The 25797-nt window shown below is 38.2% G+C and carries 18 protein-coding genes and 3 pseudogenes; 16 read left to right on the top strand and 5 right to left on the bottom strand.

The window, feature by feature from the left end; all coding sequences use genetic code 11:
- Positions 1-166 precede the first annotated feature (166 nt).
- The 6 genes and pseudogenes from ACEWFJ_RS22095 to gad all read left to right on the top strand — a co-directional run bounded on the left by ACEWFJ_RS22095 (position 167) and on the right by gad (position 6990).
- A complete protein-coding gene (locus tag ACEWFJ_RS22095) occupies positions 167-349 on the top strand; it encodes an SE1561 family protein (RefSeq protein WP_098310889.1) in 183 nt (60 codons plus the stop codon).
- A gap of 117 nt (positions 350-466) precedes the next feature.
- Entirely contained in the window at positions 467-1993 is a 1527-nt protein-coding gene (locus ACEWFJ_RS22090) for a fumarate hydratase (RefSeq protein WP_473689919.1), read from the top strand.
- Positions 1994-2134: 141 nt separating this feature from the next.
- Positions 2135-2917 carry a delta-lactam-biosynthetic de-N-acetylase gene (gene pdaA / locus ACEWFJ_RS22085; RefSeq protein WP_098310891.1) on the top strand — a complete coding sequence of 261 codons (783 nt, stop codon included), beginning with the start codon at positions 2135-2137 and terminating at the stop codon, positions 2915-2917.
- A gap of 58 nt (positions 2918-2975) precedes the next feature.
- Positions 2976-3839, top strand: coding sequence for a DNA-3-methyladenine glycosylase family protein (locus ACEWFJ_RS22080; RefSeq protein WP_473689918.1), 864 nt, complete (start codon positions 2976-2978; stop codon positions 3837-3839).
- Positions 3840-3849: 10 nt separating this feature from the next.
- Positions 3850-5234 (top strand): annotated as a pseudogene (gene rlmD, locus ACEWFJ_RS22075) (23S rRNA (uracil(1939)-C(5))-methyltransferase RlmD).
- Between the two features lie 288 nt (positions 5235-5522).
- Positions 5523-6990, top strand: a pseudogene (gene gad / locus ACEWFJ_RS22070) (glutamate decarboxylase).
- Between the two features lie 485 nt (positions 6991-7475).
- On the opposite strand, the gene ACEWFJ_RS22065 reads toward gad, so the two are convergent.
- Positions 7476-8648 carry an MFS transporter gene (locus ACEWFJ_RS22065; RefSeq protein WP_473689917.1) on the bottom strand — a complete coding sequence of 391 codons (1173 nt, stop codon included), beginning with the start codon at positions 8646-8648 and terminating at the stop codon, positions 7476-7478.
- Between the two features lie 81 nt (positions 8649-8729).
- Between ACEWFJ_RS22065 and yeiL the strand changes: the two genes are divergently transcribed.
- On the top strand, positions 8730-9401 hold the full coding sequence (gene yeiL, locus ACEWFJ_RS22060; RefSeq protein WP_098311044.1) for a transcriptional regulator YeiL: 672 nt from the start codon (positions 8730-8732) through the stop codon (positions 9399-9401).
- Positions 9402-9744: 343 nt separating this feature from the next.
- On the opposite strand, the gene ACEWFJ_RS22055 is transcribed toward yeiL, so the two are convergent.
- Together ACEWFJ_RS22055 and ACEWFJ_RS22050 are read right to left on the bottom strand one after the other, a co-directional pair.
- Positions 9745-10209, bottom strand: a complete 465-nt coding sequence (locus tag ACEWFJ_RS22055; RefSeq protein ID WP_473689915.1) for a phage tail protein — start codon at positions 10207-10209, stop codon at positions 9745-9747.
- Positions 10210-10231: 22 nt separating this feature from the next.
- Entirely contained in the window at positions 10232-10711 is a 480-nt protein-coding gene (locus ACEWFJ_RS22050; RefSeq protein ID WP_473689914.1) for a GyrI-like domain-containing protein, read from the bottom strand.
- Between the two features lie 109 nt (positions 10712-10820).
- Between ACEWFJ_RS22050 and ACEWFJ_RS22045 the strand changes: the two genes are divergently transcribed.
- From ACEWFJ_RS22045 to ACEWFJ_RS22030, 4 genes are all read left to right on the top strand, one after another.
- Positions 10821-11783 (top strand): helix-turn-helix transcriptional regulator, encoded by a 963-nt coding sequence (locus ACEWFJ_RS22045; protein WP_429707766.1) that lies wholly within the window; start codon positions 10821-10823, stop codon positions 11781-11783.
- Positions 11784-12301: 518 nt separating this feature from the next.
- Positions 12302-13090 carry a COG4705 family protein gene (locus ACEWFJ_RS22040; protein WP_473689913.1) on the top strand — a complete coding sequence of 263 codons (789 nt, stop codon included), beginning with the start codon at positions 12302-12304 and terminating at the stop codon, positions 13088-13090.
- A 916-nt stretch (positions 13091-14006) separates the two neighbouring features.
- Complete coding sequence (locus tag ACEWFJ_RS22035; protein WP_473689911.1) at positions 14007-14651, top strand: LytTR family DNA-binding domain-containing protein; 645 nt, start codon at positions 14007-14009, stop codon at positions 14649-14651.
- Between the two features lie 127 nt (positions 14652-14778).
- Positions 14779-16293 carry an acetyl-CoA hydrolase/transferase family protein gene (locus ACEWFJ_RS22030; RefSeq protein WP_473689909.1) on the top strand — a complete coding sequence of 505 codons (1515 nt, stop codon included), beginning with the start codon at positions 14779-14781 and terminating at the stop codon, positions 16291-16293.
- 315 nt (positions 16294-16608) lie between these two features.
- Here the strand turns inward: ACEWFJ_RS22030 and ACEWFJ_RS22025 are convergent.
- Positions 16609-18071, bottom strand: a pseudogene (locus tag ACEWFJ_RS22025) (L,D-transpeptidase family protein).
- Positions 18072-18639: 568 nt separating this feature from the next.
- On the opposite strand from ACEWFJ_RS22025, the gene ACEWFJ_RS22020 reads away from it, so the two are divergent.
- From ACEWFJ_RS22020 to ACEWFJ_RS22010, 3 genes are all read left to right on the top strand, one after another.
- Complete coding sequence (locus ACEWFJ_RS22020; RefSeq protein ID WP_473689908.1) at positions 18640-19482, top strand: DnaD domain-containing protein; 843 nt, start codon at positions 18640-18642, stop codon at positions 19480-19482.
- 296 nt (positions 19483-19778) lie between these two features.
- Positions 19779-20516 carry a tRNA pseudouridine(38-40) synthase TruA gene (truA, locus tag ACEWFJ_RS22015; RefSeq protein ID WP_473689907.1) on the top strand — a complete coding sequence of 246 codons (738 nt, stop codon included), beginning with the start codon at positions 19779-19781 and terminating at the stop codon, positions 20514-20516.
- 113 nt (positions 20517-20629) lie between these two features.
- Complete coding sequence (locus ACEWFJ_RS22010) at positions 20630-21904, top strand: acetylornithine deacetylase (RefSeq protein ID WP_473689906.1); 1275 nt, start codon at positions 20630-20632, stop codon at positions 21902-21904.
- A 106-nt stretch (positions 21905-22010) separates the two neighbouring features.
- On the opposite strand, the gene ACEWFJ_RS22005 is transcribed toward ACEWFJ_RS22010, so the two are convergent.
- On the bottom strand, positions 22011-23426 hold the full coding sequence (locus tag ACEWFJ_RS22005; RefSeq protein ID WP_473689905.1) for a sigma-54 interaction domain-containing protein: 1416 nt from the start codon (positions 23424-23426) through the stop codon (positions 22011-22013).
- 287 nt (positions 23427-23713) lie between these two features.
- Between ACEWFJ_RS22005 and ACEWFJ_RS22000 the strand changes: the two genes are divergently transcribed.
- Positions 23714-23968: a biotin/lipoyl-containing protein gene (locus ACEWFJ_RS22000; protein ID WP_473689904.1), complete on the top strand. Its 255-nt coding sequence runs from the start codon at positions 23714-23716 to the stop codon at positions 23966-23968.
- 272 nt (positions 23969-24240) lie between these two features.
- Positions 24241-25662: an amino acid permease gene (locus ACEWFJ_RS21995; protein ID WP_473689903.1), complete on the top strand. Its 1422-nt coding sequence runs from the start codon at positions 24241-24243 to the stop codon at positions 25660-25662.
- Positions 25663-25797: the final 135 nt, after the last annotated feature.

The raw sequence follows: 25797 nt of genomic DNA, 5'->3' as shown, positions 1-25797 counted from the left end.
AAATTTTATGACCGTGATAATCATTTTTGCTGTATAATAAAATAAAGATTCAACAAGTAAAATGAGTATGAGTCGAAACAATCGAGTTGTATAAGTGTGTTATTTTGAACATTTATGTCTAGTAAGAGTTAATTAGGATAACTCGAATAAAAAGGAGAGAGCACCTATGGGAAATGCTACTTATGATAAAGATTCACAATTAGTATATTTGAAAGAACGTCTAAATATGTTTTTAGAAGTTATTGATACAATTGAACCAGAAGATGTAGAACTAGAAGATGTGGACCGTCTTCTTGAAATGTTAGATGATATTGAATTTAAATGCGAGCAATTTAAAAAAGGTGAGTAAGAATCAGCAAATTGCTGATTCTTTTTTGTTAGAAGCAACACAAAAAAAGAGGTATAATCAAAATGTGAAATTTTTTAAAGCGTTTTGGTAGCGTTCACAATTGAGGGGGAAGTAATAATGAAAAAGCTTCAAGAAAGCATGTATCAACTAATTGTTGAAACGTCGACGAATTTACCGAAAGATGTTCGCCGTGCAATTCAACGAGCGAAAGAACGAGAAAATGCAGGGACTCGTTCAGCGATGGCGCTTGGAACAATTACAAATAACATTAAAATGGCAGATGACAATATTTCGCCAATTTGCCAAGACACAGGGATGCCAACTTTTAAAGTTTATACACCAGTTGGTGTAAATCAATTACACATTAAAGAAGCGATCTACCAAGCAATTGAACAGGCAACAAAAGACGGGAAGCTTCGTCCAAACTCTGTTGATTCTCTGTTTGGCGATAATAGCGGAAATAACTTAGGACCAGGAACACCTGTTATTAAGTTTGAGCAATGGGAAAAAGATTATATTGATGCGCGTCTTATTTTAAAAGGCGGCGGCTGTGAAAATAAAAATATTCAATATAGTTTACCTTGTGAACTAGAAGGATTAGGACGAGCTGGTCGTGATTTAGAAGGAATTCGTAAATGTCTTCTTCATGCGGTATACCAAGCACAAGGGCAAGGATGTAGTGCTGGTGTAATTGGTGTTGGTATCGGAGGAGATCGTACGTCTGGTTATGAGCTTGCGAAAAACCAATTATTCCGTACATTAGATGATGAAAATCCAATCCCAGAATTGAAGCAGCTTGAAGAATATATTATTGAAAATGCGAATAAGCTTGGCATTGGAACAATGGGCTTTGGCGGCGAAACGACATTGCTTGGTTGCAAGGTTGGCGTATACAACCGTCTTCCAGCTAGTTTTTATGTTTCTGTTGCGTATAACTGCTGGGCATATCGCCGCTTAGGTGTAATGATTCATCCAGAATCAGGTGAAATCATTGACTGGTTATATCAAGAAGGTGAAGATACGTTAAAGCACGAGGAAGCGAAGGAAGATGCAAATACGCAACGTGAAATCGTCCTGCAAGCTCCAATTACAGAAGAGCAAATTCGTGAACTTCGCGTCGGTGATGTTGTAACGATTAACGGTATGATGTACACAGGTCGTGATGCGATTCATAAACATTTAATGGATAACGATTGCCCAGTTGATTTAAATGGACAAGTTATTTATCACTGCGGACCAGTTGTTATAAAAGATGAAAACGACAATTGGAAAATTAAAGCGGCAGGACCAACAACAAGTATTCGTGAAGAACCTTACCAAGGCGATATTATGAAGAAGTTTGGTATTCGTGCTGTTATTGGTAAAGGTGGTATGGGTGCGAAAACATTGGCGGCATTAAATGAGCATGGCGGCGTATATTTAAATGCAATTGGCGGTGCAGCACAGTACTACGCAGAGTGTATTAAAGAAGTAGAAAATGTTGATTTCTTACAATTTGGTATTCCAGAAGCAATGTGGCATTTACGTATAGAAGGATTCAAAGCAGTTGTAACGATGGATTCTCACGGTAATAGCTTACATGCTGATGTTGATAAAACATCTTTAGAGAAATTAGCAACGTTTAAAGAACCAGTATTTAAATAAGATGAATGAGGAGAAAGAGCATTTCCAATAGTGGAGATGCTCTTTCTTTGTATTGGTATAAATGGAAAAACGTGTTCAGCATGAAACAAATTAGAGACACAGAAACTACAAGTACGATTATATATGAAAAGGAGCTTATAAATGAAGCGTAATTGGTTATACATCAGTATTATCTTTTCAATTATGATGGTACTTGTTCCAGCTTCTGTGTTTGCTTATGTGAATACACCAAATCATTGGGGGATTCCACGTGCGAAGAATGAAACTCCTCCGGATGCTGGTCAGAAATTTACAGAGCTGCTGCAGAAAAATGGAGGATTTTATTTAGGGGATACAAAGAAAAAAGATATTTACTTAACGTTTGATAATGGGTATGAAAATGGCTTTACAGGAAAGATTCTTGATGTGTTAAAAGAAAAGAAGGTACCAGCAACGTTCTTTGTAACAGGACATTATATAAAGAGCCAACCAGATTTATTGAAAAGAATGGCAGATGAAGGACATATTATTGGAAACCACTCACAAAGTCATCCGGATTTTACAACAGTAAATGACACGAAGCTTCGTGAAGAACTGCAAATTGTAAAAGATGAAATTAAGAAGGTAACTGGCCAAAAAGAAGTACTATATGTAAGACCGCCACGCGGGATTTTTAGTGAGCGTACATTAGCACTTGCAAAAGAACAGGGCTATTATAATGTATTTTGGTCACTTGCTTTTCTGGATTGGAAAGTAGATCAGCAAAGAGGATGGCAATATGCTCATAATAATGTTATGAATATGATTCACCCTGGAGCTATTATTTTATTGCACTCTGTTTCCAAAGATAATACAGAAGCATTGGCGAAAATCATTGATGATTTACGCGAGAAGGGGTATCATTTTAAAAGCTTAGATGATTTAGTAAAAGGCAATCAACCGTAAGCATGTATGCTTGCGGTTTTCTCATGCTATAATGATGTGTAAAAAGGATGGGGAACGTATGTGGAGCGAACAAGTTACGTTAGAATACCCGTATCGTTTTGAAGAAGTGTTAAAGCGATTATCTTTTGATCCATTAAATGTCGTTAATCTAGAAGATAAAACAATTCATGTTCCGCTTAGCATAGATGGAGAGCAACTTGTTGTACGTATACAAGGAAAGGGAACAATGGAACAGCCACATTTTTGGATCTCTAGTCAAACAGATAAACGAGATAAAGTTATGAAGCGTATTTCTTCTATTTTCCAATGGAATCAACCTTTCCATGAGATTCAAAATCATTTTACAAACACGTCATTACGTCCACTTTTTGAAACGTTTGCATATACACCCATTATTTTAGAGTTTGATTATTTTTCTTGTCTTCTTCGCTGCATTATTCATCAACAAGTTCATTTGAAATTTGCTACAAAGCTTACAGAACAATTTGTAAAAACATACGGAACAGAGAAACACGGTGTTTTCTTTTTTCCAAAACCTGAACAAGTAGCAAATATTACAGTAGAAGAATTGAGAAATCAAAAATTTAGTCAGCGGAAGGCAGAATATATCATTGGACTTGCGAAACATATTATGGACGGTAAGTTAAACTTAGAAGAGTTAGAGGGAAAAACTGACGAAGAGGTTAGAGAACAACTATTGCCGCTTCGAGGTATTGGAGCATGGACCGTACAAAATTTCTTACTGTTCGGGCTTGGACGCCCAAATATGTTTCCAAAAGCAGATATCGGAATTCAACGCGCGCTTCAACAGTTGTTTCAGTTAGAGCAAAAGCCAGGTGACGTATTTTTAGAACGAATGAAACAAGAATGTGAACCATATTGCAGTTATGCATCATTATATTTATGGAAAAGTATAGAGTAGAGGTGTAACAATGATACAAAAACAACATGAGAGTAAGTTGGAAGTTGGTCAAACGTTTCCTGTGACAATTAAACGTCTCGGAATTAACGGAGAGGGCGTAGGTTATTTTAAGAGACAAGTTGTCTTCATTCCGGGAGCATTACCTGGAGAGGAAGTTGTTGCAGAAGCAACGAAAATTCAACGTGGTTTTGCAGAAGCAAAAGTGAAAAAATTCGTAAAGCTTCACCGCATCGTGTGAAGCCGCCATGTCCTGTATACGATGAATGTGGCGGTTGTCAGCTGCAACATTTAGATTATCAAGAGCAGTTGAATCAAAAGCGTGATATTGTTGTACAAGCATTTGAAAAGTATATGAACGGAAGTATGGAAGCTATCATTCGTCCGACACTTGGTATGGGAGATCCGTGGCATTATCGCAATAAAAGTCAATTGCAAGTAGGGCGTAAAGACGAAAAAGTCATTACAGGCTTATACAAACAAAACTCACATCAATTAATTGATATTTCTCATTGTATGATTCAGCATAAAGCAACAAACGAAGCAACAAAAGTTGTAAGACGTATATTAGAAAAACTGAACATTTCTATTTACAATGAGAAAAAACAAAAAGGTCTTGTACGTACAATTGTGACACGTGCTGCGGTTCAAACAGGGGAAGTACAAGTCACATTAATTACAACAAAAGAAGAATTACCAAATAAAGATCAATTTATCGCAGAAGTACAAAAACAGATGCCAACTGTAAAATCGATTATGCAAAATGTGAACTGGCGTAAAACATCTGTTATTTTTGGTGATAAAACATTCCGCTTAGCTGGAAAAGAAATCATTCAAGAAACGCTTGGTGATTTATCATTTGAATTATCGGCACGCGCATTCTTCCAGTTGAATCCTGAGCAAACAGTTGTTTTATATAACGAAGCGAAAAAAGCGGCTGCTTTAACAGGAAAAGAAAAAATCGTAGATGCCTATTGCGGCGTTGGTACAATTGGGCTTTGGCTTGCAAACGATGCAGCAGAAGTACGCGGAATGGATGTCATTCCAGAAGCGATTGAAGATGCGAAGAAAAATGCGAAGCGTCACGGTTTTACAAATACAAAGTACGAAGCTGGAAAAGCGGAACAATGGTTACCAAAATGGGTGAAAGAAGGATGGCGTCCAGATGTAATTGTTGTTGATCCTCCGCGTACAGGTTGTGACGATAAATTACTTGAAACAATTTTAAAAGTAAGCCCTAAAAAAGTTGTGTATGTTTCTTGTAACCCTTCATCGTTGGCACGTGATGTTAAAACATTAATGAAGAGTTATGACGTGGAGTATGTACAGCCAGTTGACATGTTCCCGCATACAGCGCATGTGGAGAATGTTGTAAGGCTTGTTAGAAAAGAAAATTAAAGGTGTGGCAGTGAGCAATAGGTCTTATCGAAAAATCGATAAGGCCTGATTTTTATTTAGGATTGATTACGCTGAACCTTATCATAAGTAAATGAGGTTTTAGCGAAGAAACAACAGCACCCTCTAATTTGCTGGAGAGGTGCTGTTTTGTTATTTGAATGGCTTACGTTAATATACTCCTTTAATTCGAATGGTGGCAGCACCTTTTATTAGAATTGTCCCCTTGATTTAACAAATGCTTTTTTGTAAATAATATGTTTGTTAAACAATTAATTAAGGGGGACTTGTATGCCACAGGATCGAAAAGCAGAAGTTCAAAACGATGCATACGAAGGAAAAGAGATCATGCCAGATAATCCACAATATCTACCGCGTCACGTGCAAATGGAGCTGCCTCACGAATTTTCTGTAAATCCTCTGTTTGCCCGCGAAGGAGAATTAGTCGTTCCGCGCTTTCACATGCCTGATGAAGGCATGTTACCAGAAACAGCGTATCAAATCGTCCATGATGAAATTGCTCTTGATGGCAATGCCCGCTTGAATCTTGCAACATTCGTTAGCACATGGATGGAGCCTGCCGCAGAGCACTTATATGCCAAATCATTTGACAAGAACATGATTGACAAGGATGAATATCCACAGACAGCCGAAATTGAGGAGCGGTGTGTCCGCATTTTAGCCAACCTCTGGCATTCGCCCACCCCCTTACGACTATGGGCGTTTCAACAACTGGATCGTCGGAAGCATGTATGCTCGGGGGGCTTGCGTTAAAGAGACGCTGGCAAAACGCACGCAAAAGCGAAGGGAAGCCGGTGGATCGGCCCAATATTGTGTTTAGTTCTGCTGTTCAAGTCGTTTGGGAAAAATTCGCGAACTATTGGGAGGTTGAACCACGCTATGTGAAGGTTAGCCCAGAGCATCCCCGATTGGATCCTCAGGGGGTCCTCGCTGCCGTGGATGAAAATACGATTGGTGTGGTACCGATTCTCGGTGAGACTTATACCGGGCTTTACGAACCGGTTGCCGCCATTGCGAGAGCGTTGGACGATTTACAGGAGAGGACGGGCCTCGACATTCCCATGCATGTGGATGCGGCTTCGGGGGATTTATAGCACCGTTTCTTCAACCAGATTTAGTCTGGGATTTTCAATTACCGAGGGTGAAGTCCATCAATGTATCCGGACATAAATATGGATTAGTCTACCCTGGGTTGGGTTGGATAATTTGGCGGGAAGCTGAAGATCTCCCTGAGGATCTAATCTTCCACGTCTCCTATTTGGGTGGGAACATGCCGACTTTTGCCCTGAATTTCTCTCGTCCTGGCGCACAAGTGCTCCTGCAATATTACAATTACCTGCGTTTGGGAAAAAGTGGGTACTATGATGTCCAAAGGGCTTCTCAGAAAGTCGCTCTTTTTCTTAGCAAGGCGATTCAGAAGATGGAACCGTTCGAACTTTTGTCCGATGGTTCGGATATTCCGGTTTTCGCTTGGCGACTGAAAGATGGTTACACATTAAACTGGAATCTTTATGATTTATCTCGACAATTGCGTGTGTTCGGCTGGCAAGTACCCGCCTATCCATTGCCTCCAGATATGGAAGCGGTGACGATTATGCGCGTTGTGGTTCGAAATGGATTTTCCATGGATCTCGCGCATTTATTTTTGAGGAACCTCAAACAGGCCGTTGCCTTTCTGGATTCCCTGGACGGGCCTATGCCACATGATACGAAATGTGATAATGGGTTTCATCACTAAGTGGGGACAGATCCCGTAGTCATTAAGTTGAGCTAACCACCGGTGAAATTAACTATCTTAGATGAATCCCTCCATTAAGAAATTTATTGGAGGGACTTTTTATATCTCTTATCGGTTTGGGGAACAGGTTAAGCACCCGATCTGATAAATAGACGGAGAGATTCCGCCTATTGACTCGAAAAATATGAAAATGGGTAATTTTGCTTTGCATAATCGGAAAACCTCCCCTTATAAACCCCGGAACGAGCTCTATTCTGCATCTTGAGGTGAGGGGCTTACTGCCCGTTAATGCGGGATAAAATTGAGGATAAATTAATAGGCTTGTCCAAAATGGACAAGCCTGCTTTATAATAACTCAGTATTACCTAATGCTCTACGACGATCTTAAGCATTAGGAAAAACGAAAATATGCCGCTGCTTGAATATCCGAAGATTTGTGCGGCATATAAGATCGATTTAGCTTCGTATGGTCTTAAATAAACAAACTAAATAAAAACTGCTGCTTTCTTTTTATGTTCCAAGTTTCGATAAACAAGTGCAAGCAGCATCGACGGTATGGTACAAACAATCATCCCGATAAAGGCGTATCTTGGCTCGATTTCGTATAAATAGCCGCCGAACATCGTGAACACCGCAGTACTCCAGCTAAGTGCCAGTGCTGAATACATGCCTTGTGCTTTTGGAATCTGCGCATGTGGAATATTTTTGATTAAATATTTCATAAAGGCATAATGCCCCATTGCAAATGAGCATGCATGCAATGTTTGCGCGATACAGAAAACAATAACATTTGGAAAGGCAAATACCAATATCCAACGTACGGATGAACCAAGTGCCGCTAGTGTCAGTAAGGAGCCTACTGAAAATTTATGAAAGCTCTGATCTGCGATTGAGAAGAAAATGATTTCTGCGATCACGGCAATGTTAATAATTACCCCAATTAAATATTTGGGTGCGTGAATATCTTGTAAAAAAATATAGCCATAGCTGTAATAAGAAGCGTGTGCCGCTTGCAGTAAAATCACAATGACGAGCACCAAACCAAAGTGTTTGATGCGAAATAATTCCAGCATACCGCCTTTTTTTGTTTGATCCGCTTGCGGTTTTTTAGATAAAACAACGGGTGCACGCATAAAACTAAGACACACGAATACCAATGTGCCGAGTAACAGTGCCCATAAAATCACTTCATCCCCAAACGCCCCTGTAAAGATGGTTAAGATCATACCTGCCACGACAAACCCAATGGATCCCCACGAGCGGCTCTTCCCATAATGTCTTAATTGATTACTTTGCGCAAGTACGCCAGCTGCGCTATCTAAAGCAGGCATCAGCGCTGGGTAAACAAAATTCAAAAGTAACGTTACCACAAGTAAGCTAACCAAGGAACTCGCTGGAATACAACACAGAATAGCAATTAGTGTGCCGATTGCCATCCCATTCAATAAGATTTTACTACTAAATTTCCTCGATAAATAAGGAAACGCAATTAATGTAGAAAGGCCTCTTGCAACCAAACCTAAGCTCATAATCAAACTAGTTTGTGAAAGCGTAAGCCCTTTTGTATGAATCATCCATCCTGTCCAATAGGGTAGAAAAATGCCCCATGTCATATAAAAACTAAAAAACTGTCTACTCATCCAGCGCTGTGTGTCCATTCTGTATCCCCCTCATTGTTTGCATGATAACATGGAGATACGTACAATAATATGAGATATCTCACATTTTTGAGGTGGATTATGGAAATTTATAAAAATGAGAAAAGGAAAAGATATTTGAATGAGTACTCCATTGCGCATTTATTTTCTTTTCCGATTGAAGAGTTTATAGAAGTGCATGAATATAAACGCGATGAATGGATTATTCAAGAAGGCATGCGACCGGATTTTTTATTTTATGTCATTGAAGGAAAAGCAAAAATTTATGTAACGCATCAAAATGGGAAAGTTTCCTTAATTAATTTTATCAATGCGAATGATTATATTGGGGAAATGGAATTATTAAATGAGGTGTACTATACAAAAGGGATCCAAACCTCCACTAAGACCATTTGCTTTGCGCTTCCTTTTCATCGCTGTCGCACACAAATGTTAGAAGATGCAAAATTTCTACGTGAACTAACCAAATTTTTAAGTGTAAAAGCAACACAAATGGCTGCAAAGTATTCGTATAGTCTCGCCTTCCCGCTTGAAAACCGGCTTGCGGATTTTATTTTGCAAACCTCGGATGAAGAGGTCTATAAGGAGAAACACGTAACTGTTTGTGATTTTTTAGGCGTCTCCTATCGACATTTATTACATGTGCTTGCACAATTTTGCGACAAAGGGTATTTGCAAAAGGAAGGACGTCACTATCGCATTCAGCAGCACAACCTACTATATGAACTTGCTGAGATGTTGAGGAATAAATAACTAACTGCGATTCATAAATAGTGGTATACCAAAATAGAAGAACAGACGTTTACTCCGATAAAAACCTTAATTTAATGAGCCTCACTTAGATTAATCACGCTGAGCCGTATCATAAATAAATGATGTTTTTGCGAAAAAAGTAACAGCACCCTCTAATTTGATGGAGAGGTGCTGTTTTGTTATTTTGAATGCCTAGATGAACATTTGTTGCATGAATGGTTGTTTTTGCTCTTGCGATGAATTTAATTTTTTTGCTCAATCCGGATTTTCTTATCCAAATGAAGAAAAAGAATGACCAACTACCAAAAATGGCTGAATTCCTCCACTTGCGCTTTTGCTTACTTTAATATTCTCCTTTAATTACAAAAAACGAACCTCGAATTGTTCCAGCTAGTTTAGACTTCTGCCTAGCAAACTTAAACTTCGCTTCTAACTCCTTTGGTACCTCCATCCCCTCAGAAAGTTTAAAACCAACGGCACGCTTCTTAGGGTCATCAACCGTATACATGACGTTGACCCCAAGACCATCCTCATAAAAGACGTAGGCAAATTTGATATTTTCCACTTGAAAGCGCGACGTTTCTAAAGGTTTGGCCGCAAACTCAATATCACGTTCTTCTTTCAAAATTCGGTTCACATAATCAAGGGTCTCCTGGCTTTCGCTAGCTGGTACAACCGTAAATTCATGCTTGTATTTGTTCATAAAGTAACGGGCTTCATGAGCACGTAAACCAGCAAGCGCTTCTGCTACAGGTGAAGACTCTAAACCAACCGTAGACACATTTTTAAAATCAACGATATAGGACATTTCCATCTCTCCTTTGATCTCTTTATTTCCTAACAACAGGAATCCACATTTCACCAAATACTAAGCCGTTTCGCTGCCCCATCTCAACCGTTGCATTTGGTCCGCCAACATAGGCAATATTCTTTGCTTCTGGCAAGACTTGACCAAAGGCAATGCCAGTAAGCTTATTACTCAACTCATCGGCCGTTTCCCCTTCCCCTTTAACAACTAGGTATGCCCCTTTAGGAAATTGGATAACTCTTGATTCTTCTGGTACCAATGCCTCTGTCATGACGCCAGCATAATACATCATCTTGTTATTCACCGCTTCGTTCACGGCAAAAATGTAGTCATTTGTGGCTATAGCTTTTAAAGTGTCAAGCCTTCCATCTTGTTTGACAGCCCGCCAAAAGTCTAACTTTTCCTTGTTTATGCCAGCAAAGTCTGTGTAATCGCTCTTAAGCTCAGTTCCAATACCTAAAACAGTAAAGCTGTCTTTTTCTTCTAGTGTATAATCTGCCATGTTCAAAACCTTCCTTTTTTAAAATTAATCAAATGATTTGTCTTTTCACTTGATAAGTTTATAATAGCCTTAAATCATGTCAAAAAATGATACTGTTTAGGAGGCCCCGATGAAAAAAGTTGAGCGGATTAATATCATCATGCGGTATATTAACAACCGCGCCCACTTTACAATTTCTGAAATCATGCGAGAATTTAACATCTCTCGTTCGACAGCTATTAGAGATATCAGAGAAATTGAAGCCATGGGGATGCCACTTGTCGCTGAAGTTGGAAGGGATGGGGGGTATTTTGTCATGAACAACTCTGTCCTGCCCACTGTTCGCTTTACCGATAATGAGATCAAAGCTCTTTTTATTGCCTTTATGGCTACAAGAAATCAACAACTCCCCTATCTAAAGAGTCGTCATTCTTTAGCTGAAAAATTACTAGGCCTCATCTCAGAAAACCAGCAAGAGGACCTTGTTCTTTTAAATCAAATCTTGCTTTTTGAAGGGACCAACCCCAATAATCCCGACCTGCTTGATCTGTCAGACCTCCCCCATCCTATGTTAGAAAAGCTTATCCAAATCCTTCTTTTGGATAGCTATTTATTGATTACCATCAAAGAAGAGAAGGTAATAAAGTCTTATCCAATTTATCTCTTGCACCTTTATCGTGAAAAAAGCCTTTGGCTGATTGAAGGCTTTGACTTAAAGGAAGAAAAGAGACAGATTTTTCCTGTCGACAATCTCACCAATGTCAAACCATACCCTACGAAAAAAAGATTAAGTAAGAAAAAGATTTTAGAAAAACTAAGTAAGCAGGAAGAAGTAATCAACCTTGTCGTTGAACTTGGTCCAAAGGCGATTGCCCAGTTCAAAAAATACCATCCTTTAAAAGTTTCAATTTCCTATACGAATCCTTACCAAACCACAGCCATTCTAAAGACTTTTATCAATGTTAATAATTCAGAAGAATTGACCGAAATAACAAATTGGCTACTTTTCCTAGGTGGGGATATCAAGGTCAGGGAAGTGCCAGAAGAAGTCTTAGAAGGTTTACAAGAGAGATTATTCCTATACTGCCGATAAGCAGTGCCAGTTAAAACCCAAATAATTTTGAGCTTGGCCAGTTGCTGGTTACCACTTATTTTTGCAAACCCTGAAAAGATAAGGGGTTATGAATGTTGGGAATATTTCGAAAGGGTAATAGCATTTTTATCAGTATTGTTCTTTATTGAATTTCTAGTAAATTCATTCTAGCAAAAAAAGGTTAAACCTCATTTAGATGCGTTACGCATGAACCATGCCACAAGTAACAGTAAATTATATTTTTTTGAGTAAATGAACTTTATTTAATGAATTTTTAATATAATTCTCATTCTCCTTTCATGCAGTGAAGGGTGTTTCCTTGTAACATATTTTTATGTTCTGATACAGTGGTGGCTGTACAAATGATTATTTCCACAAATCCGTTTGTTGAACGGCTAACAGACCGGATTATACAAAAAGCCCAATTCAGAAAAAATAATAGACTTTAAAAATAATTTCTTTTGCATCCAGATTGTTTTTTTGTGAAGGAAAGAATCATTGGAGGGAAAAACGAGCATATGAATAAGTCCTTATCGGCCGTTATGCATCGCGCAAAGCCGATCTTGTCGAAAGTTCCGGAAGTTACAGTCTATTTTTGGATCACCAAGGTGCTGACTACTGGAATGGGAGAGGTGTTTTCTGATTACCTAGTCAATCATATGAATCCAATCATTGCAGTTGCTCTTGGGGGATTTGGTTTAGCGACCTCATTGGTACTTCAATTCTTGGTACGAAGATATGTGCCATGGATCTACTGGCTCGTTATTGTGATGGTCAGTATTTTTGGTACGATGGCTGCTGATGCTGTGCATGTTGTGTTGGGAGTCCCATACCTTGTATCAACCGTGTTTTTTGCAGCGACACTGGCAGTTATCTTCGTCATCTGGAACGCGTTCGAGAAGACTCTGTCTATCCACAGTATTTACACTACTCGCCGCGAGATTTTTTACTGGTGCACCGTACTGAGTACGTTCGCCCTCGGTACTTCTGCAGGTGACATGACCGCGTCAACAATGCACTTAGGTTACTTTTCCTCGGGGGTGCTGTTTGCTGTCTTGCTTGCCATTCCAGCTCTAGGATATTGGTTGTTTGGTCTAAATGAGATATTTGCCTTCTGGTTCGCCTACATCATGACTCGTCCAGTAGGTGCCTCGTTTTCGGACTGGATCTCGGCGTCTCACAACCGCGGTGGTCTTGGGCTGGGCGAGGGTACGGTCAGTCTTGTCTTAACGATTATTATTGTTGTTCTTGTCGGCTACCTGACGATTAGCAAAAAAGATCGTAAGGATGAGTCTGCCGCGGCATAGGAGCGGTAGAAAGCTCACTCGTCCATAGTTTTTTCTTATTCTAATTAAGATAAATAGGGAATGTATATTTAGTTGAGTTTCTAAAACCACTGGTATTGCAAGAAAGAACTTTAAAAAATGCTTTTTAAGCAAATTAAAGGGTGCCTTTTGCATAGGTACCCTTTTGAGTGTATAAGCATTCATAAGAAAATTAGTGCTCTCACCACCCATCAATCGGTGTGGATGAAAAATCTATGGTTGTATTAACTTATACAATAAATCTTCATTTAGATCCATCGCGGTGAAGCGTATCATAGGTAAATGGGGTTTAAAAATAAATACCTGATCCCTATTACAGTGAAGCAGCATTATGTAATGGGGTGAGGTGTAAATATCAAAAGAAGGGGGCATGTTAATCATGCACCCCTTCTTTTTCATACGATCTCATTGCAGAAACCAATCCTCCAGGATATTTATCCATATTACATTGACCGTAGGAACGAACTTTACATGAAAAAAATATTTGAACACATAACTTCTATATTTTTTGTACTGTTTGCAAGTGTCACCACTGTTGAACTTCTTTTTTGATTAGGGACTTATCCCGCATTAACGGGCAGTAAGACTCCCACCTCAAAATTCAGCGAAAGCAAAGAAGTTAGATGGGAGATCAACTGCCCGTAAAAGCCCGATTGGTTCAACTAATAATCAGTGGGGGATGAAGAAAACCCCAACTGATTAAAGTTTCACTTTATCAATAAAAGAAATTGTTATTTTAATCAATTGTTGCTAACAATGGTTAAAATAAAAAAATAACTATGAGGAAAAAGCAATCTACCAAAACACCTGATATAGGGACTTTATTATTCTTTCCATCAGAATCAGTACAGTTTGGTGTTAATAATAGTAGTATAATAGTGAATGAGGTGTTAATAGTATGGAAGATATAACCTTAGGCTTACTACTAGATGTTATTGGTGAAGTATTTTCAGATGAAATTTCAATTGCTGTTTCTAATACAAAAGAATATATATACTATCGGCCAAGTAAACGAATTGATTTAAAAATTAGCGTCGGGGACCCTATAAAGGAAGGGACGATTGCCCATAAAGCAATCGTGACGAAGCAAAAGGTTTCTGAGTTTATTAACCGGGATGTTTTTGGTATTCCTTATCATGGAATGGCCGTACCATTTTTTAATAATGGAGAACTTGAGGGGTGCGTGACGGCAATTTATCCAGCTTTAACGGATGGAAAATCGGTCGTTACTTTAAAAACAACGGACGGTTGGATTCCGATTCCTTTTTCAAAGGTCATTTATTTAGAGGCTAAAGATAAAAAGACGTATGTGAATTCCGAAGAGTTATCAGGAACGCATAAATACTCTCTGCAAGAATTCGAATACTTGCTTCCAAAGGATTCGTTTATTAGATGCCACCGCTCATTTATTGTAAATGTTAATCATATTAAAGCGATTTATCCTGATACCCATTCTACCTTTTTACTTTCGATGGATAATGGTGAGAGGGTACCAGTTAGTCAATCATACGCCAGTTATTTTCGGAAGCTTCTAGGATTCTAGATTTCTCTGCTCTAGAGCCTAGATTTGCTATTTTATCTGAATTTTCGGTATCGTATACCAAAATCCCTATTTTGATAGTGTTAATGTGTAAAATAATTATGAATATTCATTAAGAGAGGGATTACTTATGGAGAATAATTTAGAGAGAATCAGGGACCAACGTCTAAAGGACCGGGTAGTTACACCTGAAGAAGCGGCTTCCTGGATTCAAAGTGGAATGACTTTAGGCTTAAGTGGATTTACACGTGCAGGTGATGTGAAGGCAGTCCCATTTGCGTTGGTGAACCGCGTTAAGCATGATGAATCTTTTAAAGTAAATGTTTATACTGGAGCTTCCTTAGGTTCGGATGTGGATAAATTATTTGCTGAAGCAGGAATTTTAGGGAAAAGATTGCCCTTCCAAGCCGATGCGACCATGCGAAAAGGAATTAATAGAGGAGACTTTTTATTTGTGGATCAACACTTGTCTCATACAGCAGAACTACTTCGTGCTGACGTTATGGATATAGATGTCGCTATTTTGGAAGCGGTTGCGATAACTGAGGATGGAATGATTATTCCAACCACTTCAATTGGAAATTCTTTAGCGTTTTCCCTAAATGCAAAGTCCATTATTATTGAAATTAATATGGCTCAATCTACACAACTAGAGGGGCTGCATGATTTATATGAACCTGGGAAACAAGGGGAAAGGCTTCCAATTCCGCTCGTTAAATCGGATGATCGAATTGGAACTATCGGTATTCCGATTGATGTTGAAAAAGTGAAGGGTATTGTGTTTACGAACCAACTTGATTCGCCGTCGACGATTGTTCCTCCAGATGAAGAAACTGTTATCATGGCACAGCATTTAATAGAGTTCCTTCGAAAAGAAGTAAAAGTAGGCAGATTAACAAATCGTTTAGCGCCATTACAATCGGGAATTGGTTCAGTGGCCAATGCAGTGCTGCATGGAATGCTAGATTCGGAGTTTGAAGATTTAGAAGTGTATTCTGAGGTATTACAGGATGCGGTCTTTGATCTTATGGATGCTGGGAAAGTCCATTTTGCTTCCTGCTGCTCCATCACGCTTTCCGAAGAGAAAATGCAACAGGTATTTTCCAACTTTGAAAAATATCGCGATAAATTAATGATGCGCCCGCAAGAGATTTCTAATCATCCTGAAATCATTCGCCGCCTTGGATTAATCTCGATTAATACTGCTTTAGAATTAGATATATACGGAAATGTCAACTCTACTCACGTTTTAGGTACAAAGATGATGAACGGCATTGGTGGTTCTGGTGATTTTGCAAGAAATGCACGCCTAGCTATCTTTGTTACTAAATCGATTGCGAAAGGCGGTAACATTTCAAGCATCGTTCCTTTCGTCTCTCATGTAGACCATACTGAACACGATGTAGATGTGATTGTCACTGAACAGGGATATGCTGACTTAAGGGAACTGGCGCCAAGGGAAAGAGTGGAACTGATTATTGAGAATTGCGCACATCCAATGTATCGTAACCAGCTACGAGCTTATTACCAAGAAGCACAAACAAGGGGTGGACAAACTCCTCATGTTTTAGAAAAAGCTTTTTCTTGGCATACGAATTATGCTAAAAATGGAACAATGCTTGAAGCGGCAGTAGAAACCGTATAGGTATGTATCACAAGTTAAATTTTTTATGGTATATTCAATGAATCATTATATTTGTATTATTACGGAGTAAGCAAAGAATATCATGAAAAGTCGTGTTGATAAGCCAAATAGAGTTCAATCATCTAGAAATTTACCACATATAGATTCATAACGGTGAACTGTACTATAAGTAAATGGGTTTTTTGTTGCAGTTGAATATAAGTATATAATTGTTTCTCCGCCGTGCACACGAGAAGTCATAAATAATAAAAAAGAAGCAGAAAATCACTTAGGATTTCCTGCTTCTTCGTTTTTGTAAAGAAAATACTTGAGATGCTAGTACACGACAACCGGTTCATAAGTGCTGAGATTATCATACACAGTTTTCGCAACGCTAGGAGGGAGATTGACACATCCGCCCGAACCGCCCGTTAGATAGGCATTATTTGCCCAGTTTGTCCGCCAGCCGGCATCGTGGAACCCTTGTCCGCTGTTTGTGAACGGAGCCCAGTAATCTACCTTAACGGAATAATCAGGTTTACCTACTGCGCTGCCTTTCAGTGTGTACGGTGATCGTTTATAGAGGATATACCACACGCCCGGTGATGTATCTTCACTCGTGCTATGTTTACCAGTCACTACACTCGTTGTGACTGCCAATTTTCCATCTTTGTAAATCCAGATTTGCTGTTCTGCAATTGACACTTCAGCATACGTGTCTCCAATGCCATTATTGGCTGTTGTTTCATAACCGATGCCTTTATTCTCCCAGCCATTTCCGTAAATATTAGAAGCAGAAAGTGATTTTTCCCCTTTTTCGAAGGCTTCTTGGATTCGTTTTGCTTCTTTTTCAACATCTATTGCCCAGCCATAGCCTTGTCCTTTTACTGATATGACCGAACCAGAATGGGTTGTAAATGTGAAGTTTTTATTTAATGTTGCTTGAGATTTATTAATTTCAGTAATTTTGTTTTTAATGTCACTCGCATCGATTGTAACCTTCATATCCTTTGACATAGAGGCATTTTTAATTAGATCTTTAGCTGTTAAAGAGTAAACTTCACTTTGTACCTTATAATCAATGGTTTGTTGAAGAAGATCCTGTAGCGCTTTCTCCTCTTTTTTTACAATCGGATTGTTTTCTTTAATAGGCTGTATGTATACAGGATTCAAATGGATTTCACTTTTATACTTCTGCTTGTCGTAATCCTTCAATAGATTAGCGACATCATACTGTTTTCCGTCAATGCTTTTTGAGATAACAACCTTGCCCTGCTCCAACTTCGCCATAGCATCTTGAGGCGCTTTTAAATCTTTATTCATAGATAAGAGCTTTTCTTCTACAAGTTTTTTCATCGTTTCGCTTCGATATTGATCCGCTTTTTCGGGTATCAGCCAATAATTTTTTCCTTTGAGGAAGGGAAAAATGTCCACTGGCTTTTTAGTAATTTCTTAACTTTAGGCAAATCTTCATCCGTAAATCCTATTTGTGTATCTTCTTCATCTAAAATTTGTTGTTGATCAACATAGACTTCGTTTTTTAATACAGATGTTTGTAATTTCTTTATTGCCTGATCAGCAGTCAGACCGCCGACGTTTGTGTCATTAATCGTAACATGTGAATTGAAACGGGTTGCCTGATAATAACTCATTCCCCCAATTAGAAGTGCAATTATCACAGCGCCACCCGCTGTGATAAACTTCCAATTTTTAAACCACTTAATTGAGTTTACCCGTTTTTTATCACTTCGTTTTTTATCAATTTCTTCAACTGATTCACTTATCGTGTTGTTGTTCATAAACCTTTCCTCCGTATACCTAATATAACCTCGGTATTAACGTCAACCGACTTTAAACTAGTAAAATAAGACCATTGATTAGTTTACCTTATTATTCTTAAAACTTCACTATTTTTTACCAAGTTTTATAGTTTTGAATTGGTCAAAATTGGATTTTTGTCAATAGAATGAACGCGTTAATAACTTGGCATCAGATATAGATTATAGAAATAGAGTCAATGAGGTAAAACATTTATGAACAAAATATAAACTTAGTTATCAAGATTTATCATTAGTATCAAAAATAATTGTATAACCCCAAAAGCTCCTTAAATGATAGTCAAACTCTTTCGATTCACAATGAATAGCCCCTTACAAACCCCTTATAAGCCCATCCAAAGCCCCTTGCAAGTAATAAATCATTACAAAAACAAAACAAAAAAACTACTACTACAAGAATCACCCCGAAGGAAATAAAACCGTAGTAGTAATTTTTTATAAAATTAAATTACCAAATTTCCTCATTCATCCTTATATCTATTAAGGAAACGGCAATTTTATATTTGCGGTAAAGATAGGAGGAATACATATGGCAGTATACCGGAATGTACAGGTGAATTTTTGGCAGGATGATTTTGTATTGGACTTAACGCCGGAGGAGCGATATTTTTACATATACTTGCTGACATGCTCTAAAACGACGCAATGCGGTATTTATTCGTTGCCGAAGCGTTTAGCGGAGATGGAAACAGGCTATAACCGGGAGACTGTCGAGAAGCTGCTGCAGCGGTTCATCGACTATGGAAAAATATTATATGATGTAGAAACGAAGGAGCTATACATCCAGAACTGGGTGCGTTATAACCCAGTTACAAACACGAATATCGAGAAATGTGTGTTGCGTGAGCTAAAGACTGTGAAAAGCAAAAAGTTTGTACATATGTTTCTTCAAAAATGTTTGGAGGAAGAGCTGAGTATTCCTCTGTTATTAGAGCATTTCGGTATGCCGGTTGAAGAGTCTCAAGCTGCTCCTCAAGATAACGCCGAAAGCTGTGAAGTAGATGGAAAAATTGATTCGGGCGACAATGTATTCATGTTTTATGAACAAAACTTTGGCAGCTTGTCACCGTATACGACGGAGGAACTGAATGCGTGGATGGATGATCTGTCAGATGAACTTGTATTAAAAGCACTCCAGATTGCTCATGAAAACAACAAGCGGACGCTTGCTTATGTGAAGGGCATCTTACGAGATTGGTATGGAAAAGGATATACGAAGTTTAGTGAAGTAGAGGAAGCAACAGTGAGGTTTCGGAAGAAGGAACCGTCTGTCGCCCATGAGACTGAGAAGCTTCTAAAGGAGTGCGAAGAGTGGAGGAAAAATGTACCGTCTGAAGAAGAACTGCAGAAGTTCTGGCAGGAACATGGATAGCGTCCGTGAACGAGAAGAGGGAGATTGTACACTGTTGATTTAATATGTAATGTAGGCTACACGCATAATACATTGGCACAAGTAGACACTAAAGGAGCTGTCTTGTGTTACTATGGAAAGAAGATAACGAAAAACATCATAGAATGCTTAAGATTTTTGTTTTATCCCGCATTAACGGGCAGTAAGACCCCCACCTCAAGATTCAGAGAATAGCGAAGAAGATAGGTGGGGGATGAAGAAACTCCCCACTGATGGAAGTTTCACTTTATTCAGCGAATTAAAGTAAGGAGAATACAATGAACAATTATAAATTGACGATTCAATATGATGGTGCACGCTATAAGGGCTGGCAGCGTCTTGGTAATAACGATAATACCATTCAAGGAAAAATAGAGAGTGTATTATCTGAAATGCTCGGAAGAGAAATCGAAATTATTGGCTGCAGCAGAACGGATGCTGGTGTACATGCTCTTAATCAAGTAGCTAATTTTACGATTGATGAGAATTTGGCGGAACCTAAAGTTAAAAAGTACTTAAATCAATACTTACCAAATGATATTAGTATTACTGATGTGGAATTAGTTCCGGAGCGTTTCCATGCCCGCTACAACTCGAAAGCGAAAACGTATTTATATAAGATTTGGAATGAGGAACATACAAATCCATTCATGCGAAAATACAGCATGCACGTTGGAAAAAAGTTAAATATTGAACGCATGAAAAAAGCAGCTCAATATTTAATCGGCTCACATGATTTTACTGCTTTTTCAAATGCTAAATCTAAGAAGAAGTCTATGGTTCGAGAAGTATATATGCTTGATATCGTTGAAGACGAAGGCTTTATCCAAATTAGAGTAAGCGGAAACGGATTTCTTCACAATATGGTGAGAAAAATTGTTGGAGCGTTAATAGAAGTTGGATTAGGCCAGCTAGATGCTGAAGTAATACCGCAAATTTTAGAGGAAAAACAACGAAACCAAATAAATTGTCTTGCTGATGCGAGCGGATTATATTTGGAGGATGTTGACTTTTAGAGGGATTAATGTAATTTATATGGATGCTCAGAGACTGTAACATTGTAAACAGTCTCTTTTTTATGTAAAAATAAGAGCAAGAATATGACTAGGTATGCAAAGGGGAATTTGCAATGAATGAAACGATTTCACAGCTACTAGAACAAATTGATGTAAGAAAAGATGAACTAGTAGAACTGGCAAAAACATTAATCCGTTTTGAAACTCCTGCACCACCAGCAAGAAATACGAATGAAGCACAGCAATTTATCGCTGATTTTTTAACGAAGCGTGATTTTAAGATTGATAAATGGGATGTGTATCCGAATGATCCGAATATTGTTGGAGTGAAACAGGGTACAGCAGGAGATTCACACAAAAGCTTAATTATTAATGGGCACATGGATGTAGCTGAAGTATCAGCAGATGAACCATGGGAAACTGGACCGTTTGAACCTTTTATTAAAGATGGTTGGCTTGTTGGCCGCGGTGCTGCTGATATGAAAGGTGGATTAGCTGGAGCTCTATTTGCCATTCAGCTTTTGCAAGAAGCTGGTATGGAACTGCCTGGGGACTTAATTTTTCAATCGGTAATTGGAGAAGAAGTAGGAGAAGCAGGAACGCTTCAATGTTGCAAGCGTGGATATAATGCTGATTTTGCAGTCGTTGTGGATACAAGTGATTTACATATGCAGGGCCAAGGCGGGGTTATTACAGGATGGATTACTGTGAAAAGCCCGCAAACATTTCATGATGCAACGCGCAGACAAATGATTCATGCTGGCGGTCGCTTGTTCGGAGCGAGTGCGATTGAAAAAATGATGAAAATTGTGCAAGGGTTGCAAGAGCTAGAACGTCACTGGGCGGTTATGAAAACATATGAAGGTTATCCAGTAGGGACAACGACAATTAATCCGGCAGTCATTGAAGGAGGACGTCATGCGGCATTTATTGCGGATGAATGCCGATTATGGATTACGGTACACTTTTATCCAAATGAAACACATCAACAGGTGATTGAAGAAATTGAAGATTATATTGGCAGACTTGCGGCAGCGGATCCGTGGTTGCGTGAAAATCCACCACAATTTAAATGGGGCGGGGAATCTATGATTGTGGATCGTGGTGAAATCTTTCCTTCATTAGAAGTTGATCAAGATCATCCAGCAGTACGACAACTTGCTGCTGTACATGAATCAACATTACACCGCAGTGCCATTCTTGATATGTCTGCTACAGTAACTGATGGAGGATGGTTTAGTGAATTTAACATTCCAGCAGTGATTTACGGGCCAGGCACGTTAGAAGAAGCGCATTCAGTGAATGAAAAAGTTGAGATAGAGCAGCTTGTTGAGTTTACAAAAGTAATTCTGTCATTCATTTATAAATGGTGCCATACAGAAAAATAAAGGGCGTTCTTTAAGAACGCCCTTTACTTGCTGTACTTATAGAGACTTCAAAGAAATCCATGTGATGTATACAAACTCGTATGGATTAATGACAGAGCGATAATTTTTACGTATTTATCCCGTACTTTTTTAATCGATATTGTAGGTTTTGCCTGCTTAATCCTAAGTACTTTGCGGCCTGTGAGATATTACCGTTATGCTCGCCAAGAATTTGAATGATATATTCTTTTTCCATTTCTTTTATTGTGTTCTTTAAAGTTTTAGATGGGGGATCTGAGTTATCTGTCTCCCACCTAGTTAGAGGAGGGTGAATATTTAATTCATTTCTTGCTAGCTCGTAAAAATGTGTTGGAAGATGGGATGTTGTAATCATTTCCTCATCTTCTATTAAATTCATAGATCCTTCAATTATATGCTCTAATTCTCTTATATTTCCAGGCCAATCGTGTTTATAGAAAAAGTCTCTTACGTTGTCATTTATACCTTTTACTTTTAAGCCAAATTGTATATTATATTTTTCAATAAAACTACGAAGAAGGGGTAAGATGTCTTCTTTTCGGTTTCTTAAAGGCGGAAGAAATAAAGTAACAACGCTTAATCTGTAATATAGGTCTTTTCGTAAGCGGTTGTGTGTAATGGCTTCAATTGGATCTTCGTTAATAGTTGCTATGATTCGAACGTCAACTTCTTTTTCTTGTGTTCCTCCGATTCTTCGTATTGTTTTATCTTGTATCGCACGCAACAATTTAGCTTGAAGCGCTGGGCTTAATGAGTTAATTTCATCTAATAATAAAGTTCCCCCGTGTGCTTCTTCAAATAAACCCGGTTTATCTATTGCACCTGTGAAAGCCCCTTTATTCGTGCCGAATAATAAACTTTCCATTAGGGTTTCAGGTATAGCAGCACAATTTTGTGAGATAAAAGGTTTCCCTGCACGATAACTTTCATTATGAATACTCTGTGCAAATAATTCTTTACCAGTCCCCGTTTCTCCCACGATAAGTATAGAGGAAGAGGTGCGTGTTACTCTTTTTGCTTCTGTAATAATCGATTGAATGGCTTTAGAATTACCTATTATATGATTAAAGGTAAATTTAGTATTATGCCCTCGAAGGGAATTCGCTTTACTTGTTTGCCTTATCTGGGGAATCTCTTTTACTACTTCAATAGCACCCTTTATTTTTCCATTTTCTACTATGGGAAAGGTATCATTAATTGTTGTGATCTCTTGTCCTTTATTATTAAAATACGTTTGCTTTATATTTTTTCTCGCTTTTCCTAGTTTTAGTGCTTCTATAAGAGTACTGTTTTGATTTTCTTCAAAGGCAAATACCTCTAAAAGACTTTTATATAGTACCTCCTTATGATTCATTGATTCAACTTCCGTCATTTTGCGGTTGTAGATGATTGTTTTGCCTTCTTCGTTAATAATGTGAATCCCAATATCAATTTCATTGAGTAAGGTTTCATATAGCATATTCATTTCGACTAATTTTTTGAAATTGCTTTCTTTTGTATGCATCTTTCATCTTCTCCTTGTTATACCCTATGAAGATTGATTTTTCTTAATTTTAATAAAATTATTACAAGTATGCAAAAAAAATTTGCGTTTTTGGGGTTAAAAATCTTTAAAGGAGAAGAAAAATTTTGCGCGTATTAAGATTTTTTCAGTACTAACTCTTAATTCCACGTAAGAAATTAGGTTGGTACATATCTTGCATTAATAGTAGTTGAGTACTTTAAATTTTGGGGTGGGAGGTAAGTTGAAAGGGTTACATCTGCACTTAATAAGAAAGAGGGGTTTAAAAGATGAGAACAGTGATAGAAAACGTGTACAGTCCTTGTTATGGTAAGGTTGAAAAATTATTTATTAATGAAAGTTCCTATGTGTATGAGTGGGAGAAATTAGCTTTAATTGAAACTATGGATAAGCAGAAAGTAGAAATTAAAGTGGGAATCAGTGGCTATGTTGAAGGGCTAGAAGTAGAAGAAGGACAAGCTATCACAAATCAAACATTATTAATAACAGTCAGGGATGATCTGTTGATCACAGGAAGTGATTAATACAAAGCCTTCTGGATTATGTACCGTTTTCTAATGCTCTTTTAAACAATTGCTTAATTTATATCACTACCAAGTGGAGCCTAAGAAAGTTTTCGTATGAACTATCTATCGTATTTTGGGTACTTTTCTTGTATTGGGAGATTTTCCTTTGAAAAATCTCCCTCTTGTTATCGGTCTATAGTAACAATGAAATGATAATGCACTTTATTCTTTATTATATTAAATTTAAAGCGTTTACATTTCGGGGTAGCTATACAATCAAAGGGGAGCATATGATGCAGCAAAATCAGGAGTTAAAGCGGGAGTTAAAAAGTCGACACATATTTATGATTGCACTTGGCGGGGTTATTGGTACAGGTCTTTTCTTAGGATCAGGTTATACAATTCATGAAGCAGGGCCAGGCGGGGCGATTGCAGCGTATCTTGTTGGGAGCTTTGTTATGTATTTAACGATGCTTTGTCTTGGAGAGTTAGCTGTTGCTATGCCGAATGCAGGATCTTATCAAGTGTATGCTACAAAGTATATTTCGCCTGCAGTAGGTTATGTAGTTGGTTGGATGTCATGGTTAAACTGGGCTGCTACGATAGGGATTGAGTTGATTGCAGTAAGTATTTTAATGAAGCGGTGGTTTCCAGATGTACCATCTTGGATATGGTGCATCGTGTTTGCAGTCCTTCTTTTTTCGATTAATGTATTATCCTCACGGAGCTTTGCAGAGGTTGAGTTTTGGATTGCCGGTATTAAAGTAATTACAATTATTGCATTTATTATTTTAGGCGGGGCAGCGATGTTTGGATTTTTACATATGAAAGGAAATGACGCAGCACCGATGCTTTCAAACTTTACTAATCACGGGGGACTGTTCCCGAATGGACTGGAAGCGATTCTAATTACAATGATTGCCGTTAATTTCTCCTTTCAGGGGACCGAAATTGTTGGGATTACGGCCGGTGAGAGTGAAAACCCGGAGAAAACCATTCCGAAAGCAATTAGAAATACAGCTTGGCGTATATTCATTTTCTTTATACTTTCTATGTTCATACTCGCTGGGTTATTCCCATGGGAACAAGCGGGATTAGTAGAAAGTCCGTTTGTAGTTGTATTTGATCAAATTGGGATTCCGTATGCCGCAGATATTATGAACTTTGTTATTATTACAGCGGTGTTATCAGTAGCAAATTCAGGCTTATATGCAACTTCTCGTATGCTTTGGTCTATGGCGAATCAAGGGATGATTAGTCCAATTTTTGGGAAGTTATCTAAAAAGGGTGTTCCTATTTATGCATTAATTACAAGTATGATTTTTGGTTGTCTTTCTTTATTATCTGGTATATATGCAGAGGATACAGTTTATTTATGGCTTCTTTCTATTGCAGGATTCGGTGGAATACTAGTCTGGGCATCGATTGGTTTATCAAATCTTCTAGGGAGAAGAGCATATATAAAACAAGGCGGGGATATTAAGGATTTGAAATTTAAAACGCCGTTGTATCCGATTGTGCCACTTCTTTGTTTTGGATTAAATATGGCCGTAATTGTGAGCATGGCTTTTATTCCAGAGCAACGTATGGCATTGTATTGCGGTATTCCGTTTATGATTGTTTGCTTACTGTTTTACCATTTTTCTAAAAATAAGAACAACAAAATGAAACAGGTTGAAGAGACGAATACGGCAGAAGCGCAAAGTTTATAATAAAGTGAAACTTTAATCAGGGCTCACAGCTTGTTAAGCGAGGGATCAAACAAATTTCTATCATTTCCTTGGAAATACAACAAACAATTGCATATGTCGACGACCTTTTATTTATACTAACATAGACTTTATTCA

It is taken from the genome of Bacillus sp. EA-CB0995 (genome assembly GCF_055814245.1).
This window is presented reverse-complemented; position numbering and strand designations above follow the sequence as displayed.

Bases quoted from the DNA above. Each gene is read 5' to 3' on its own strand.
- ACEWFJ_RS22035 (WP_473689911.1), top strand. From the start codon at position 14,007: ATGGAAGATATAACCTTAGGCTTACTACTAGATGTTATTGGTGAAGTA.
- pdaA (WP_098310891.1), top strand. From the start codon at position 2,135: ATGAAGCGTAATTGGTTATACATCAGTATTATCTTTTCAATTATGATG.
- ACEWFJ_RS22020 (WP_473689908.1), top strand. From the start codon at position 18,640: ATGGCAGTATACCGGAATGTACAGGTGAATTTTTGGCAGGATGATTTT.
- ACEWFJ_RS22050 (WP_473689914.1), bottom strand. From the start codon at position 10,711: ATGGCAGATTATACACTAGAAGAAAAAGACAGCTTTACTGTTTTAGGT.
- ACEWFJ_RS21995 (WP_473689903.1), top strand. From the start codon at position 24,241: ATGATGCAGCAAAATCAGGAGTTAAAGCGGGAGTTAAAAAGTCGACAC.
- ACEWFJ_RS22045 (WP_429707766.1), top strand. From the start codon at position 10,821: ATGAAAAAAGTTGAGCGGATTAATATCATCATGCGGTATATTAACAAC.
- ACEWFJ_RS22040 (WP_473689913.1), top strand. From the start codon at position 12,302: ATGAATAAGTCCTTATCGGCCGTTATGCATCGCGCAAAGCCGATCTTG.
- ACEWFJ_RS22010 (WP_473689906.1), top strand. From the start codon at position 20,630: ATGAATGAAACGATTTCACAGCTACTAGAACAAATTGATGTAAGAAAA.
- yeiL (WP_098311044.1), top strand. From the start codon at position 8,730: ATGGAAATTTATAAAAATGAGAAAAGGAAAAGATATTTGAATGAGTAC.
- ACEWFJ_RS22080 (WP_473689918.1), top strand. From the start codon at position 2,976: ATGTGGAGCGAACAAGTTACGTTAGAATACCCGTATCGTTTTGAAGAA.
- ACEWFJ_RS22000 (WP_473689904.1), top strand. From the start codon at position 23,714: ATGAGAACAGTGATAGAAAACGTGTACAGTCCTTGTTATGGTAAGGTT.
- truA (WP_473689907.1), top strand. From the start codon at position 19,779: ATGAACAATTATAAATTGACGATTCAATATGATGGTGCACGCTATAAG.
- ACEWFJ_RS22055 (WP_473689915.1), bottom strand. From the start codon at position 10,209: ATGTCCTATATCGTTGATTTTAAAAATGTGTCTACGGTTGGTTTAGAG.
- ACEWFJ_RS22095 (WP_098310889.1), top strand. From the start codon at position 167: ATGGGAAATGCTACTTATGATAAAGATTCACAATTAGTATATTTGAAA.
- ACEWFJ_RS22065 (WP_473689917.1), bottom strand. From the start codon at position 8,648: ATGGACACACAGCGCTGGATGAGTAGACAGTTTTTTAGTTTTTATATG.
- ACEWFJ_RS22090 (WP_473689919.1), top strand. From the start codon at position 467: ATGAAAAAGCTTCAAGAAAGCATGTATCAACTAATTGTTGAAACGTCG.
- ACEWFJ_RS22030 (WP_473689909.1), top strand. From the start codon at position 14,779: ATGGAGAATAATTTAGAGAGAATCAGGGACCAACGTCTAAAGGACCGG.
- ACEWFJ_RS22005 (WP_473689905.1), bottom strand. From the start codon at position 23,426: ATGCATACAAAAGAAAGCAATTTCAAAAAATTAGTCGAAATGAATATG.